The organism is Pedobacter suwonensis (genome assembly GCF_900111825.1).
Classification (GTDB): Bacteria; Bacteroidota; Bacteroidia; order Sphingobacteriales; family Sphingobacteriaceae; genus Pedobacter; species Pedobacter suwonensis.
The window spans coordinates 74,129-89,725 of record NZ_FOJM01000021.1 but is presented as its reverse complement, the minus strand read 5'-3'; the positions used below and the strand labels follow the sequence as shown (position 1 = coordinate 89,725).

Here is a 15,597-nt window from a genome sequence, read left to right as displayed (position 1 = left end):
TAACCCGAGAGAAGTTTGTGGCGAATCCTTTCGAAGAAAACAGCCTGATGTACCGTACCGGTGACCTTGTTCGCTGGGGACCGGGCGGCAACCTGGAGTTTCTGGGCCGGGTTGATGACCAGGTAAAGATCCGCGGTTACCGGATCGAGCCCGGTGAGATCGAGGTGGTGATGGGTGGCCTGGAGGGTGTTGGCCAGGTGCTGGTTGTGGCAAGGGGTGATGGCGGGGAGAAGGCCCTTGTGGCTTATTATACCACCCAGAGCGGAGCGGCCGTTCCGGATTTAAAGGAGCGTGCGCAGGAGCTGCTTCCCGATTACATGCTTCCCTCGTATTATGTTCATCTGTCTTCTTTTCCTTTGACGGTAAACGGGAAGATCGACCGCAGGGGGCTCCCCGAAGTTGACCTTTCGGCGGAGGATCACTATGTTGCGGCCCGTGGAGCGATGGAGGAACTGTTGGTTTCGATCTGGTCCGATGTACTGAAGCTGCCGCCTGATCGGATCAGTGTGACGCGGAGTTTCTTCGACCTTGGCGGCCATTCGCTGAAAGCGATGAAGGTAATTGCCCAGATTAATAAAAAAATCGAAAAAGAAATAGGCTTAGTTGATCTATTTAGGTCGACAACAATAAGCGCACTTGCTGAAGTGATTACGCATAAGGAGCATCCGGAGGTTATTGGGGATGAAAATCTGGTTTTACTAAAAAAACATGAAAATGCTGTAGAAAACCTGTTTTTTATACATGAAGTTAGTGGCGATGTTAATAGCTATATCGAATTAGCTGAATTAATGGACCAATACAATTGCTGGGGGCTAAGAAGCGACTTGCTAAACCTGTTATATCCTCAAAATCCAGAGATTAAAGAAATAGCTTCCAAATACATCCATAAACTGAAGGTTGTTCAAAAAAACGGACCTTATAAAATTGCTGGTTGGAGTTTGGGTGGTGTTATTGCAATGGAAATGGTACGGCAACTGGAAACCAGGGGTGAAAAATGTACCACATTAATTATGATTGATTCACCTTTACCTCTATTCCAAAAGGGTAATTTTGAAGTCAATACAAATAAAATTGTCAATACGACATTCGACATAAATGAAGAAAAAAAACTGATCGGGGGAATTGAAGAAAAGCTAATCAATTCTTTAACTCATCTGCAAACCGTTAGCGAATGTTGGGAATTAGCTGCCAAATACTTCGAAAAGGAAGGAGATCCGGAATATATTGTAAGTAAATTACCAAAGGAAATGTTAATGCTTATTCCTGTTAAGGATGTTTTTGGTAGTGTAAGTGATATCATTAAATCAGTCAACACAACTAGGTCATTAAGTCAGGCACTTCAGACTTTTAATTACCAGGTCGATAAAAAACTCGCTACACAATTGCTTTACATAAAAGCGGAAACATCAGATATTGATTTCGATCAGTTTCAGGACGCTTTCGATAAAAAAATTACTACCGTTAAACTACCAGGAACCCATTTTGATCTTCTTAAAATACCAAACGTTATCACTGTAGTAAAGCAATTAAAAAAATACCTGTAATAATAGCCGGTAACTGAATAAGCTAAGCGAGGTTCTTGCTGTAGTATGTTTTGTAATACATTTTTATTTAATTTTTACCTGTTAATATTTTAAATATTTGATATTTTACCTGTGTGTAAAATGATTTAAATGATGTCGTTAAAAGAATACTTTAAGGTATTTTAATTGACTGTGTTAAATTATTTCAGGACATATAATATTTGTGTTTTATTAAAATAGGTTACCCTTGGTAAGGTGCTCAAGATTCTTTTCAATGAATTTAGCCTCAAATCATAAATTAAATTTAAAATCATACTAAAAGGATAAATGCCATTTGATTACTGTTAACACTATTTAAAGTACAATTAATGAGAAATAATAAGTTATATGTCCTTTTGATCTCAATTATTTTTGGTTTAGGTATCTACTCGCCATTGTTCGCACAATTGAGTGATAAAACCGCTGTAGATAAAATCAATAGCCAGGTATCTGAACTTACGGAAAAGGGAGATATTCCTGGTTTAAGTATAGTGGTAATTGAAAATAATCAGTCTTTAATAAAGAGTTATGGTTATGCCGATGCTGAACTTAAAAAGCCTGTAATTCCAAAAACCTTATTTCAAATTGGTTCATGTAGTAAAGCATTTACGGCACTTGCAATAGCGCAATTGATTCGTCAGGAGAAAATTAATCCTCAAGCATACGTTACTGACTATATTCCCTGGTTTCATCCTCTCTATAAGAAAAAAGCTGTTGGAATAACAGTGAATCAATTACTGCATCATACCAGTGGGATTGCCTGGAGTACCATTTCCAGTATTCCGCAGTCTGATGATAAAAACGCGCTTGAAAAAACAATTAGAATTGTTGCAGAACTTCCACTAAATAGATTGCCGGGAGAAAAATATGAATATGCAACAGTCAATTACGATGTATTGGCATTAATTATCGAAAAAGTAACCGGACAAACATTTGAGCACTATATGCAGCAAAACATCATCAACGAATTAAGGTTACAGTATACAACAGTTGGAAAGCCTGTAGATAATAAATTAATGTCTAAGGGATATAAAATAGGGTTTTTTAAGGCCAGGTTTTATGAAGCTCCCGTATTCAAGGGCAACAACGCAGCCGGGTATGTCACCACCAATGCAATTGATATGGCCGAATGGCTTAAGTTTCAGCTGGGGATGAAAGTTTCAAATCTTTATCCTTTAGCTAAAAATAACCATAACAGGGATGAAACAGTTCCGCTGCATGGAATGGATGCTTATGCAGAAGGCTGGGAGGTAGCGCTGAACGGAACCAGGGAGATATTTCATGGCGGGCTTAATCCAAATTTCAGTGCTCATATTTTATTAAGGCCTGACCGTAAACTTGCAGTAGCAGTAATTGCCAATTCAAACAGTACTTATACGCCGGTTATTGCAAAAAAAATAATGCAGTTGTTAACTGCTGAAAAGAAGGAAAATGAACCAGGACCAGGAGATAATAACGACACGATATATGCTATGATCTTTTTTGGTTTAATGTGTTATCTGTTCATAACGATCTTGTTTATCACTTCTCTGATTAAAGATCTGGTTAAAAAAGAACGTTCATATCGGAATATTTCATTTGCAATGATAGCTCATTTTTTACTCGCGATATGTTTTATACTACCTTTTCTATATGGCTTTTACTTCCTTCCCAAAGCATTTCTGGGCTTTAATTGGGAATCTATTTTTGTTTGGTCGCCCATAAGTCTCAGCTATTTAATTGCCGCAGGATCTGCTGTCATCATTTTAACTTACGTTGCCTATTTTCTGAACAGTTGTTTTCCTGCTGAGCATAAACAAAAAGAGGTGATTCCTGGCGTTGTATTATTCAGTTTGCTGTCAGGGTTAGCCAATGTGATTTTAATTGTCCTGGTTACCTCATTAGTGGGATCAAAAATTCCTTTGCATTATATACTTTCTTATTATGCGCTGATACTAATTGTTTATTTATTTGGAAGAAGATTCGTGCAGATGAATCTGACCAAACTAACAAGAGGTATAGTTTATGATTTGAAGGTAAAATTGCTTTCGAAGATTTTCACTACTTCTTATCAACATTTTGAAAAAATAGACAGGGGTAAAATTTATACGGCATTGAATGATGATGTAGATTTGATTGGCCAGTCGGCAAGTACCCTGGTATCATTGGTTACCAGCATTATTACAACAATAGGTGTTTTTGTTTACCTGGGTTCTATTTCCTTGGAGGTAACAATTGCTGTTATAGTGTTGTTTATAGTATTCTCACTGGCCTATTACCTTGTTGTACAGCGTACAAATGTCTATTTTAAAGAAGCACGCGAAGAACGTAACGTTTATATGCGCTTGATTAGTGGAATTGTTGATGGATTTAAAGAATTAAGCCTGCAGGTAAACAAAAAGATATTGTACAGAAACGAAGTCATTAACAGTGCCAAAGCCTACAGAAATAAAAGGTCAGTGGCAGATATCAGATTTATTAATGCTTTTTTAGTTGGCGAATCATTACTATTAGTGTTACTGGCAGTAGTGGCATTCTGTGTGCCAAAGCTCTATCCTGAAATTCCGGTATATACCGCACTTAATTTTGTAATCATCCTGTTGTATATGATCGGTCCGATCAATACCATTTTAGGTGCTGTTCCACAGCTGTTGCAATTTAAAATAGCCTGGCAAAAAATACAGACCTTTCTCGCCCAGATACCCGCCAATCAGGAGCTCAATAAAAAAGTTGAGGGAACAACAGCAAGCCGGGTAAAATCTATCAGACTTGAACAGGTGAGATTTCATTATAAAAACGCACAAAATACTGATTTCGGTATAGGCCCCATTAATCTGGAAATTAAAAGTGGCCAGATCATATTTATTATTGGCGGTAATGGAAGTGGAAAAACCACATTAGCAAAACTCATAACAGGTTTATACGCACCAGACGATGGTACGGTACTGATCAATAACGAGAAAATAGACAGCCATAATCTGGGAGAATATTTCTCAACCGTATTCAGTCCTTTTCATTTATTCGAAAAACTGTATAATATCGATTGTGCAGACAAAGGTGAATCCATTCAGAAATACCTGGAGTTACTGGATCTGGAGAAAAAAGTAACCATCAGCGACAACAAGTACAGCTCCATTAATTTATCGGCAGGACAGCGGAAAAGACTTGCACTCTTACAATGCTACCTGGAGGATTCGCCAATCTATTTATTCGATGAATGGGCAGCCGACCAGGATCCATCTTACCGGCTTTTCTTTTATAGAAAATTATTGCCAGAAATGAAAAAATCAGGAAAAATTGTAATTGCGATCACCCATGATGATCATTATTTTGATGTTGCCGATCATGTTTTCAAAATGGACGATGGCAAAATGTCAATAGTGGAAATAGGGACAGGAAATGAAAATCCAAAAGACCATTATGGATACAAAACCCCGTCACTGTCCTGAAATATCCCTTAAAACTTAACCAAATAACCCTATATCATGCCATGAAAAAACTAAAGTGCTTATTTCAGCGAAAATTATTAACCATACCAGTTACTTTATTTATATATATTACCGGAATATCTCTGTCTGTCACGCTCATTCTGCTGTCTTCTTCAGGTGTTTTCGCGCAGCCTCGTTCCTTTCTTTCGAAAGGTAAACCGGTTAATGTTAAATATTTTAATGCGCATATTAACAAGTTTATGGAGGAAACTGGAATACCCGGAGCTTCCATTGCAATTATTGAAGACAATAAAGTGATATTCTCTAATTTTTACGGTTACCGAAACACAGGAACAAAAACCAGGGTCGATTCTGCCACGCTGTTCGAAGCATGTTCTTTATCAAAAATATACCTGCTTGATCTCGTTTATAAATTGGTGGAAGAAGGCAGGTTAGATTTGAATAAACCCATGTATACCTATCTTGAAAATGAAAGATTGGCACATGACCCCAGATATAAGCGCATCACGCCAAAGATGATCATCAATCATACTTCAGGTATCGAAAATTGGCAAAGACTGAATAACAGGGATGTATTGGAAATACTCAGTAACCCTGGTGAAAAATATGTATACTCCGGAGAAGGGTACCATTACCTGGCCGAAGTAATTGCCACGAGACTGAATGAACCCTATCAAAGCTACATTTCCAGGCTGATACTTACTCCTGAAACACGCAGTAGCACCAGGCTTAACTATGTAGTTGCCGATTCAAGCAATAATATATCAAGGGGACATGACGATATGGGCAAAACATTGGATAAATGGATAACCAATGAACCATGGCCGGCATCCTCTGTCCATACCAATGCAAAACCATTTTCATCACTTCTCCTGGGAATGTTTAATGGTCAGTTTCTAACAGATAAGAGTGTGAAAGAAATGACAGCCGATATGAAACTGATCAGTAACGACAGTACATCCCAATACAGCATTGGGAATGGCTTTTTTGTACTTACAAGTAAGCATGACACTATTTTCAATTTTGCCGGGCAGAATACCGGATTCAGATGCGATATGTTTTATTCAAAAGTTAAAAAAAGAGGTTTTGTGTTTTTTACAAATAGCGATTTGGGACTTTTAATGGGGCCGATAATTAACGATTTAACCACCAAATTAGAACTTTCACTCTATTTTAATAACCCGGGATTCAAGTCTGATAATTATGTGTCTGCCCTTCTTAAAATAAAAAATAAAGCCGGGATTGAAGCAATGACCAAAGAAATCGATAAAAGGGCCGAAAAAGGAGAGTTATATATTGATGTATTAGTTGATCTGATGATTCAAATGTATAAAATTGATAAAGAAACAGGAGGGAAACTGGCGCTTAGTGTGGTTAAATATAAACCTGAATCCAGTATTGCCAACGCGATCCTGGGAACTGTAAACTTAAAAATATACCATGATTATGCCTTGGCTAAAAGCTACCTCATCAAAGCCAAGGCATTAAACTACGGCGGAATACAGATTGATGAGTTTATAAAAGAATGCAACGATAAGTTATCCGCAAATAAATAGCAAACCCTATCAATGAAAATCTTCTAGACATTGTTAAAATGGAAAAAAAAATAAATCTTCCGCTCATTTTAGAGTTAAGTGATGTTGATTCAGTAAATTTTGTTTCCTATTATCAGGCTAACAAAATTGAAATAGAAAAACAATTAACCCAGGTTGGAGCCATAAAATTTCAAAATATAAGTATTTCGTCCCTTCAGGATTTCCAGAACATTGTAAATGCCATATCGGATAAGTTTTTGAGTTACGTTGATGGAAATTCTCCGCGTACTAAGCTAACGGATAACGTGTATACCTCCACAGAATACGATAAAAACCAGAAAATTACAATGCATAATGAACTGTCTTATTCTGCGCAATGGCCAAATAAATTGTTTTTTTCCTGTTTAATTCCAAGTGAAACAGGTGGAGAAACTTTATTGGCAGATAGCAGGGAAATTGTAAAAGCGATGAACCCACAAATTGTGGAAGAGATACAAAGAAAAGGAATTACTTATATTAGAAACCTGCACGGAGGATTAGGATTAGGGCCATCCTGGCAAGATACATTCGAAACTTCTGATTCACATCAGGTTGAAACATACTGTAAAAATTATAACATTACTTACCAATGGAGCGAAAACGGAAGTTTGCGACTTTTGCAGCCCAGTAGAGGTATAATTTATCATAGAACAACAGGTGAATGTGTATGGTTCAATCAGATAGATCAATTTCATCCGGTACATCTAGGAGATGAATTATATGAGATTATGCAATCCATGTATGAATCTACTGAGGATTTTCCGATGAACGTTAAATTTGGCGATGACACACCTATAGAGGAGGCTATGGTTCATGAGATTCTGCATACAATAGAAGAAGTTACTGTTGCCCCCACATGGAGTATAAATGAATTTCTTGTTGTTGATAATGAGTTGATTAGTCATGGTAGAAACCAGTTTTCGGGTGAGCGGAAAGTTTTGGTTTCAATGAGTAAATAATAAACTTCTAAATATACTGCAAATGCATTTTAAAGAAGATAAAACAATTGGAATAGTAGGTGGAATGGGCCCTCATTCCGGACTCACACTATTTAACCATATTTTATCCAATACTAAAGCGAAGACAGACCAGGAGCACGCCTCTGTAATCATGATGTCTTTCCCTAAACATATTGTAGACCGAACCTCATTTCTGGAAGGTGATACAGAAATAAACCCAGGGTACAATATTGCACAGGTGATTTTAAACCTTGATAAGTCGGGGGCTAAAGTAGTTGGTATTGCTTGTAATACGGCACACTCTCAAATCATTTTCGATGTTATTGTTGATGAACTGGTGAAAGCGCAAAGCAAAGTCAAATTAATCAATATGCCTTTAGAAACTTGTCGTTATTTAAAATCAAATAGCGTTGGAATATCACGGGTTGGCCTGATGGCAACGAATGGGACATATAAATCAGGCGTGTACAAAGAAGCACTCGAAAATTCAGGTTATGAAGTAGTTATTCCCGATATGGTTTTCCAGAATGAAGTGATCCATAAAATGATCTACGATGATGAATTTGGAATAAAGGCATTTCCAAATAATCTGAATGCTAATGTTCAGCAATTGATGAATGAAGCCCTAGTATATTTTAAAGAAAATGATGTTGATGCTGTTATATTGGGTTGTACCGAGCTCTCTATGATTTTTAAAGAAAGAGAATTTGAAGGCATCCCAATTGTAGACCCTACAGAAATCCTGGCACTGGCATTACTACGTGAAATCGATATTTAATAGAAAAATAATTATAAATCAAATTTAGTTATGGAGAACCCTGTTTCCAAACCACAAATATTTTTAGTTCATTTTGCCGGTGGTAACGTATATTCATTTCAATTTATGAAACAATATTTCCATGAATATGACTTTATTCCTCTTGAACTCCCTGGCCGAGGCAATAGGATTAAAGAACGAATTTTGCAAAATTTTACAGCAGCAGCTAAGGATATTCATGAACAGATTGTATCTAAATTAAAATCCAAAAAATTTCTGCTTTATGGCCATAGCATGGGGGCATTACTTGTTCTAAGAGTTGCAGGTTTGCTAGAGTTAGATGGTCATATTCCGCACGCAATCGTTATCTCTGGTAATCCTGGCCCAGGAGTTTTCAGTTCAAAAATCAGGCATCTGCTTCCTGATGAACAATTCAAGGATGAGTTAAAAATATTGGGAGGTATGCCGGATGAAATTTTAAATAATAAAGAACTTTATGAATTCGTAGAACCCATCATTCGCGCAGATTTTAAGATTGCAGAAACGAGCCAACGGGAAGAAGTATTTATCCCAATAAAAAGTCCTATTTATGCATTGATGGGTGATCAGGAATCAAAATCAGATAAAATTGAGAATTGGAAAACATTTACAACTTCTACTTTTGGATATGAAGTTCTCCAAGGAGATCACTTCTTTATTTATAATCACGCTTTAGGACTTAGTAATTTAATGAAAAGGGCAATATCCACTAGTTGTTCAACATAACGGTGCTTATATCGTGTGTTTTTTTGAAAATGGTTTTTTCCTACACGTAATGGTAATTATCAAAAATATCAAGTAAATCCTTATTGAAATAGACCTCGCTGATATCACTATATTAAAGCAAATGTTTTCTCCCGATTGGCAATTCCATCACTATTTGTAATCTTAACTTTCCATTTTTGACAATAAGCAATATGAGTGAGAATTTTCCGAATGTATGGATAGTGTGGGTGTAGAATTCAATTTCTGGTATTGCTGCGCTGTGGCAGGGTAGACTTCGGGTGTTATTCGGGATGGGTGAATTATTAGCTTAGACAGTTTTCCAATATAAAAAAAGGAAGTAGCTGATATAGTTACTTCCTTAAGTGCTCCCGACGAGATTCGAACTCATATCGATGGTACCGGAAACCATAATTCTATCCATTGAACTACGGGAGCAAGGCTGCAAATATAGGATTTGAAAACATATTTTTTTTGCATTTTTAATAAAAAAATACAGTTATTCAGATCGACCCTTTGCTACAATTGTTCAGAGCGGAGAAAGGGTTTTAATTGCTTCGCAGTCCCTTAGGCCAACATCAAGCCCTGAATAGGCTCAGCCTGAGTTTACAAAGTAGATTGATCATCTCCATAACGAGCCATCCGACCTTCAAAACTCGGGTTAATTTCTGCCTGATAATAAAAAACGTTCTTCAATAAACTTGCTGAAAGCTGCCTTGTAATGGGCCGCCATCAATACCTCATACTTTCCGAGGTTTATCTTATTACCTTCAATTTTCTTTACGTAAGCCGAATTGATGATGTAAGATTTGTGTACCCTGAAAAAGCTTGTATTGTATTTAAGTTTTTCTTCCATCTCCTTAATGGTCATGTAAACAGAGTAATTTTCAGTAGGAGTGTATAGGTGGATATGATTATTTGAACCCTGGATATAAATAATGTCAGTTTTTTGCACGGTTAAGATTGTGCTTTTATCACTGGACTTTCTAAAATAGAAAACATCTTCACTATCTCCTTCAAAATTGTGGCTTCCGTAGCATTCTTTTAATACATCATTGACCACTTTTGCAAATTCTGAAAGATCAAATGGCTTAAGAAGATAATGCTTTGCCCTGACTTTGAAAGCATCTATCGCATATTGCGGGTAGGAGGTGATAAAAATAATATTGTGCGGTTCGCCCTTTAGATTTTCTGCCAGGTCAATGCCTGAAAGATTTGGCATATCGATATCTGTGAAGATGATGTGGCTTTGCTTCAGCATGGTGATATCGTTTAAAGCTGAAACTGATTTTGTGTAGGTGAATTCTAATCTTAGCCTTGGAAATGCCGAGATAAATTCTTGAAGAATGTCAATAGCTGACTGGTCATCATCGATAATGATGCAGGGGATTGTGTTATTCATGAGAGATATATTAGATATGACAAGATACAAAATATTCCTGATTAGAATCAAATACATTTGAAAGCTTTTTACGCGTTGGTTTTTGTCCCCTAGCCAATACATGTTCAGGAAAGATCTCAGTTGGATAATTCAATTACAGAGATTGTTGTTAATCCTACTACCATTTCTGCATCCCGACCCTCCTCTTTCAAGTTGATGATTTTGATGTTAACAAACGATTAAATCATTGCCTAAACATGCCCTTGTATTGACTTTATGCTTCTGTAATTTTAATTTAGGCTGTCTGCTATACTGATTTTAGGGGCTTAGGTTGGCTTTTTAAGAAATAAAATGCACCTTTGCGAACCGTTAAATAGGTTTAAGCATGTAACAAATAAATAGCTGTGTATGGAAGAAATGGTTGTGGAAGAAATTCAGGAACTACTTGAAAAAGAGAACGACAAAGCATTAAAACAATATCTGGATCAACTGAATATATCAGATGTTGAAGAACTGATAGATGAACTCCCACAACACGCAGCTAAATTTATTGAAACCTTATCCCTCAATAGGGCAGTAAATGTATTCAGGATCCTCGATTTTCCTACACAGGAACGGATCATTAAAAAACTTTCAGGCAATAAACTTAATCAGATCATTAAAGACCTGCCACCTGACGACCGTACCGCACTTTTCAGTGAGTTAAAAGGAGATGTGGTTAAAAAAATGATCACCCTTTTGCCGCCGGAAGAACGTAAAGAATCGCTTGCGCTTTTAGGCTATAAAGAGGATAGTATCGGTCGTTTAATGACGCCTGATTACATTGCTGTGAAACCCGAATGGTCTATCAGCAGGGTTTTGGCGCATATCAGGCGTTACGGGAAAAACTCAGAAACCATCGATGTGGTATATGTAATCAATAAGGATGGGGTGCTGTTGGATGATATCAGGATACGGGAAGTTTTGTTGGCCGATCCCGAAGCCATTATAGGCGAATTGACCGATAAACGTTTCATTGCCTTAAAAGCAAACGACCCCCAGGAAGATGCAATCAACATCTTTAGGATGAATAACCGCGTGGCTTTACCCGTGGTGGATGAGCATAATATCCTCCTGGGTATCGTTACCGTTGATGATATTTTGTGGATTGCCAATGAAGAATATACTGAAGATATGCACAAAATCGGGGGTACCGAGGCTTTGGACGAACCTTACCTGGATATTCCGATTTTTAAACTGGTAAAAAAACGTGCCGGTTGGCTAATTGTACTGTTTTTAGGCGAAATGTTAACCGCAACAGCCATGCAGCATTTCGAAATCGAACTTGAAAAAGCAGTGGTACTGTCTCTTTTTATTCCTTTGATTATGAGTAGTGGCGGTAATAGTGGTTCACAGGCATCTACCCTAATCATCCAGGCCATGGCCTTAGGTGAAGTAACCATTGCAGAATGGTGGAGGGTAATGCGCCGCGAACTTGTTTCAGGGGCTTTACTCGGCATCATTCTGGGAACTATTGGTTTTGTCCGTATTGTAACCTGGCAAGAGTTACACCTTTATAATTATGGGCCACATTGGTTTTTAATTGCTACTACTATATTCTTTACACTTGTTGGCATTGTACTTTGGGGCAGTTTAATCGGTTCGATGATGCCAATTATCCTGAAAAAACTGAGACTTGATCCTGCAACCTCATCGGCACCATTTGTAGCCACTATGGTAGATGTAACTGGAATTGTTATTTATTTTAGTGTAGCCGTATTGATTTTGAAAGGCGTTTTACTTTAAATTTAAATCATGCAAAAGAAAATCACCACACTTTTTACCGATATCGGTGGCGTTTTATTGACAAATGGCTGGGATAGGCAGGCAAGGGGAGAGGCTTCAGTAATTTTTAACCTCGATTCCGTTGATCTCGAAGAACGGCATCACCTTACTTTCGATACCTATGAAGTGGGCAAATTAACGCTTGATGAATACCTGGAACGTATCGTTTTCTTCAAAGAACGCAATTTTACCTACGATGATTTTAAGGAATTCATGTTCAAAAAATCACTTCCTTATCCGGAGATGATCCAATTGATCTGTAATTTAAAAAAGAAATACAAATTAAAGGTCGCCGTTATCAGCAATGAAGGCCGGGAACTCAACCAGTATCGCATTAATACTTTCAAACTGAATGAGTTTGTCGATTTTTTTGTGTCGTCAAGTTTCGTGCATTTCCGTAAGCCCGATGCCGATATTTTTAAAGTAGCCATTGATATTTCGCAGAGTGACGTAGAAACGAGCTTGTATATTGATGACAGGATGTTATTTGTGCAGGTTGCCGAAGGTTTGGGCTTAAAGGGCATTCATCATACCGATTATGAAGATACCAAAGCGCAATTGGCTGCTCATGGGTTGGAGGTTTAATTGAAAACCGTCTTTGAGAGGAGAAACGACGAAGCGCCCGCAAAAGGCAGGCAATCTCACTAATTTAGGTTGTATCGACTAAATTTTATTGTATCAATTAGTTCGATGTAACTTAATTTAGGTGTTATTTCTTTTAATACCTCGCTTATCGTAGCAAGCAGATTGTATGTATTTTCTTATCTGTTCGTCATCCTGAATTTATTTCAGGATCTTTTGTAAATATTCAGAGTTGTTACCTTTTAAGAAATATAAGTTCATTTAAGCTTACGGGTTTGAGTGACAAGCCAGCTTGGTAAAAGGTTAAAAAGGATGTGCTACACTCCATTATCCGTGTTTATGCGTGCACATCCGAAGTTAATACCTAAATGCTACTAACTGTGTCTGACAACGTAACATCTTCCGTGTTTTCCGGGCTTCCGTGGCAAAACCTTCAGTGGCGAGGCTTTATAAATAAAAAAGCCATTCTTGCGAATGGCCCTAAGTTTTTTAAAGTCCCCTATAGTGATTTGGATGTTTAAACATTAAACCTGAAGTGCATGATGTCACCATCTTCCACTACATAGGTTTTTCCCTCCACACCCAATTTTCCAGCCTCTTTACAGGCATTTTCAGAGCCCAGGGTTACAAAATCGTTATACTTGATCACCTCTGCGCGGATAAATCCTTTTTCGAAATCGGTATGGATTACCCCTGCAGCTTGCGGCGCCGTAAAACCTTTGGTAATGGTCCATGCCCTTACCTCTTGTACGCCCGCAGTGAAATAAGTATACAGGTTTAATAATTTATAAGCTGCACGGATCAGTTTATTTACGCCAGATTCAGTTAAACCTAAGTCGGCTAAAAACTCCTGGCGCTCTTCGTAACTGTCCAGTTCGGCAATTTCTGACTCAATTTTAGCAGAGATTACCAAAACTTCGGCATTTTCATCAGCAACATTCGCTTTCACTAGGGCAACATATTTGTTTCCGGTAACTACCGATGCTTCATCCACATTACAAACATACATGACCGGTTTTTGAGTGAGTAGGCCTAAATCCAGGATAAACTCGAAATCTTCTGTTACCAATGGTGCAGTACGAACAGATTTACCGCTTTCTAAATGAGATTTAACCACGGTTAAGATTTCATAAGTACGTTTAGCGTCTTTATCTCCACCTGTTTTAGCCATTTTTTCAACTTTTTGAATACGTTTTTCAACAGTATCCAAGTCTTTAAGCTGTAACTCCGTATCAATAATTTCACGGTCGCGGATCGGGTCAACAGAACCATCTACGTGGATAACATTCCCATCATCAAAGCAACGTAGAACGTGGATAATGGCATTGGTTGCACGGATGTTTCCTAAAAACTGGTTTCCTAAGCCTTCACCTTTCGATGCACCTTTTACCAAACCGGCAATGTCTACAATCTCGATGGTGTTCGGTTGTACTTTGTTTGGCTTAACCAACTCCGCCAGTTTGGTTAACCTGTCATCAGGTACTGTAATTACACCAACATTGGGTTCAATTGTGCAAAAGGGAAAGTTTGCAGCCTGCGCTTTTGCGTTCGATAAACAGTTAAAAAGAGTCGATTTTCCCACATTTGGTAAACCCACTATACCACATTGTAATGCCATTATTTATTAGTCTTTATGTCTAGTTCCGGGCTACTGATTCATAATAAGGTCAATAGCCCTATGCTCGTTTTTTGATCTTTAGTTTGGGCGCTTTGGCCATGATCTATTAAACCATCAACCATTTTACCTTTTTCCGCTTTCCGCTTTCCGCTTTCCGCTTTCCGCTTTCCGCTTTCCGCCCTAAATTCCGCGCAAAGATAAGCTTTTAAAACCTTTATTTAAACCCTTGCTCTTGTATCAAATCTATATTTTATCTAAGTTTAGCCCAAAATACATAGAGATTAAATGGAAGATTTTGAAAAAGAAGTGCCTCAGGAAGTGAAGTTGGTTGTTACGGAAGAAATGCGTAGCTATTTTTACGATATGAGTAAATGGGCAAGATTTCTATCGGTTGTAGGTTTTATTGTCTCTGCATTTTTAACCTTGAGCTCATTTGGGATAGGGGCCGCAATATCTGCAAACCCAGCAATGCTTAATCAATTAGGGCCATTGGCCGGTATTGGTGCAACAGGCATCACCATATTTTACCTGCTATTAGCCTTACTCTTTTTTTACCCAAGTTTATTGCTCTTGCGTTTTTCGGCCAAGGGCAAGCAAGGTGTGCTGTTTGGCGATCAGGAGACTTTTAACGATGCCATTTCAAGTGTAAAATCACTGTTTAAATTTTGGGGCATACTCACCATTATCTTTTTGGTAAGCTATTTTCTGTTAATTCTCGCCGTAGCAGTAAGCGGTGCAGGTATAAAATAGAAATATCAAACGATAAAAAAAAGCCTCCGGATTATTAAATAAGGAGGCTTTTTATTGAAATTATATTACTTAAAAAGTAAAATCGTCGCTTGTTTTCGTGCTATGTTCTCCATTTTCAGAATATTCATAACGTTTTTCAACCACATCCTGATGAGTTTTGATATAATCTACAGTTTCATTTAATCCTTCTGCAAATTTTTCGAAATCTTCTTTGTATAAAAAGATTTTATGTTTTACAAACACACCGTCTTCTAATCTTTTCTTGCTCTCGGTAACTGTTAAATAGTAATCACCCGATCTTGTAGCCTTCACGTCGAAGAAATAAGTTCTCTTTCCTGCTCTTACTTTCTTTGAAAAAACTTCTTCTCTTTCCTTGTTGTCGAATTCTCCCATGGTTGGT

12 protein-coding genes and 1 tRNA gene are annotated in these 15,597 nt (G+C 37.6%); 9 read left to right on the top strand and 4 right to left on the bottom strand.

The window, feature by feature from the left end; all coding sequences use genetic code 11:
- From BM107_RS22585 to BM107_RS22560, 6 genes are all read left to right on the top strand, one after another.
- On the top strand, window positions 1-1,544 hold a 1,544-nt coding region (locus BM107_RS22585; RefSeq protein WP_139222325.1), incomplete at its 5' end, for a thioesterase domain-containing protein.
- 347 nt (window positions 1,545-1,891) lie between these two features.
- On the top strand, window positions 1,892-4,990 hold the full coding sequence (locus BM107_RS22580; RefSeq protein ID WP_090987584.1) for a cyclic peptide export ABC transporter: 3,099 nt from the start codon (window positions 1,892-1,894) through the stop codon (window positions 4,988-4,990).
- A 41-nt stretch (window positions 4,991-5,031) separates the two neighbouring features.
- Window positions 5,032-6,546 carry a serine hydrolase domain-containing protein gene (locus BM107_RS22575; protein WP_090987582.1) on the top strand — a complete coding sequence of 505 codons (1,515 nt, stop codon included), beginning with the start codon at window positions 5,032-5,034 and terminating at the stop codon, window positions 6,544-6,546.
- A 38-nt stretch (window positions 6,547-6,584) separates the two neighbouring features.
- A complete protein-coding gene (locus tag BM107_RS22570; protein WP_090987580.1) occupies window positions 6,585-7,523 on the top strand; it encodes a TauD/TfdA family dioxygenase in 939 nt (312 codons plus the stop codon).
- Window positions 7,524-7,545: 22 nt separating this feature from the next.
- A complete protein-coding gene (locus BM107_RS22565) occupies window positions 7,546-8,301 on the top strand; it encodes an aspartate/glutamate racemase family protein (protein WP_090987578.1) in 756 nt (251 codons plus the stop codon).
- Between the two features lie 30 nt (window positions 8,302-8,331).
- Window positions 8,332-9,045, top strand: a complete 714-nt coding sequence (locus BM107_RS22560) for a thioesterase II family protein (RefSeq protein WP_090987576.1) — start codon at window positions 8,332-8,334, stop codon at window positions 9,043-9,045.
- A 363-nt stretch (window positions 9,046-9,408) separates the two neighbouring features.
- On the opposite strand, the gene BM107_RS22555 is transcribed toward BM107_RS22560, so the two are convergent.
- A tRNA-Arg gene (locus BM107_RS22555) sits at window positions 9,409-9,480 on the bottom strand.
- Window positions 9,481-9,703: 223 nt separating this feature from the next.
- Window positions 9,704-10,444: a LytR/AlgR family response regulator transcription factor gene (locus BM107_RS22550; RefSeq protein WP_145860651.1), complete on the bottom strand. Its 741-nt coding sequence runs from the start codon at window positions 10,442-10,444 to the stop codon at window positions 9,704-9,706.
- A gap of 387 nt (window positions 10,445-10,831) precedes the next feature.
- Between BM107_RS22550 and mgtE the strand changes: the two genes are divergently transcribed.
- Window positions 10,832-12,208, top strand: coding sequence for a magnesium transporter (mgtE, locus tag BM107_RS22545; RefSeq protein WP_090987572.1), 1,377 nt, complete (start codon window positions 10,832-10,834; stop codon window positions 12,206-12,208).
- Window positions 12,209-12,217: 9 nt separating this feature from the next.
- Window positions 12,218-12,832 (top strand): HAD hydrolase-like protein, encoded by a 615-nt coding sequence (locus BM107_RS22540; RefSeq protein ID WP_090987571.1) that lies wholly within the window; start codon window positions 12,218-12,220, stop codon window positions 12,830-12,832.
- 514 nt (window positions 12,833-13,346) lie between these two features.
- Here the strand turns inward: BM107_RS22540 and ychF are convergent.
- Complete coding sequence (gene ychF, locus BM107_RS22535) at window positions 13,347-14,447, bottom strand: redox-regulated ATPase YchF (protein ID WP_090987569.1); 1,101 nt, start codon at window positions 14,445-14,447, stop codon at window positions 13,347-13,349.
- A 285-nt stretch (window positions 14,448-14,732) separates the two neighbouring features.
- Here ychF and BM107_RS22530 point away from each other — a divergent pair, with 285 nt between their 5' ends.
- On the top strand, window positions 14,733-15,197 hold the full coding sequence (locus BM107_RS22530; RefSeq protein ID WP_090987567.1) for a hypothetical protein: 465 nt from the start codon (window positions 14,733-14,735) through the stop codon (window positions 15,195-15,197).
- A 69-nt stretch (window positions 15,198-15,266) separates the two neighbouring features.
- Here the strand turns inward: BM107_RS22530 and BM107_RS22525 are convergent, their stop codons facing one another.
- Window positions 15,267-15,590 carry a DUF3276 family protein gene (locus tag BM107_RS22525; protein ID WP_090987565.1) on the bottom strand — a complete coding sequence of 108 codons (324 nt, stop codon included), beginning with the start codon at window positions 15,588-15,590 and terminating at the stop codon, window positions 15,267-15,269.
- Window positions 15,591-15,597 lie beyond the last annotated feature (7 nt).

Coding starts and splice junctions, on each gene's coding strand:
- BM107_RS22580 (WP_090987584.1), top strand. CDS start 1,892: ATGAGAAATAATAAGTTATATGTCCTTTTGATCTCAATTATTTTTGGT.
- BM107_RS22565 (WP_090987578.1), top strand. CDS start 7,546: ATGCATTTTAAAGAAGATAAAACAATTGGAATAGTAGGTGGAATGGGC.
- BM107_RS22575 (WP_090987582.1), top strand. CDS start 5,032: ATGAAAAAACTAAAGTGCTTATTTCAGCGAAAATTATTAACCATACCA.
- BM107_RS22530 (WP_090987567.1), top strand. CDS start 14,733: ATGGAAGATTTTGAAAAAGAAGTGCCTCAGGAAGTGAAGTTGGTTGTT.
- ychF (WP_090987569.1), bottom strand. CDS start 14,447: ATGGCATTACAATGTGGTATAGTGGGTTTACCAAATGTGGGAAAATCG.
- BM107_RS22525 (WP_090987565.1), bottom strand. CDS start 15,590: ATGGGAGAATTCGACAACAAGGAAAGAGAAGAAGTTTTTTCAAAGAAA.
- mgtE (WP_090987572.1), top strand. CDS start 10,832: ATGGAAGAAATGGTTGTGGAAGAAATTCAGGAACTACTTGAAAAAGAG.
- BM107_RS22550 (WP_145860651.1), bottom strand. CDS start 10,444: ATGAATAACACAATCCCCTGCATCATTATCGATGATGACCAGTCAGCT.
- BM107_RS22570 (WP_090987580.1), top strand. CDS start 6,585: ATGGAAAAAAAAATAAATCTTCCGCTCATTTTAGAGTTAAGTGATGTT.
- BM107_RS22540 (WP_090987571.1), top strand. CDS start 12,218: ATGCAAAAGAAAATCACCACACTTTTTACCGATATCGGTGGCGTTTTA.
- BM107_RS22560 (WP_090987576.1), top strand. CDS start 8,332: ATGGAGAACCCTGTTTCCAAACCACAAATATTTTTAGTTCATTTTGCC.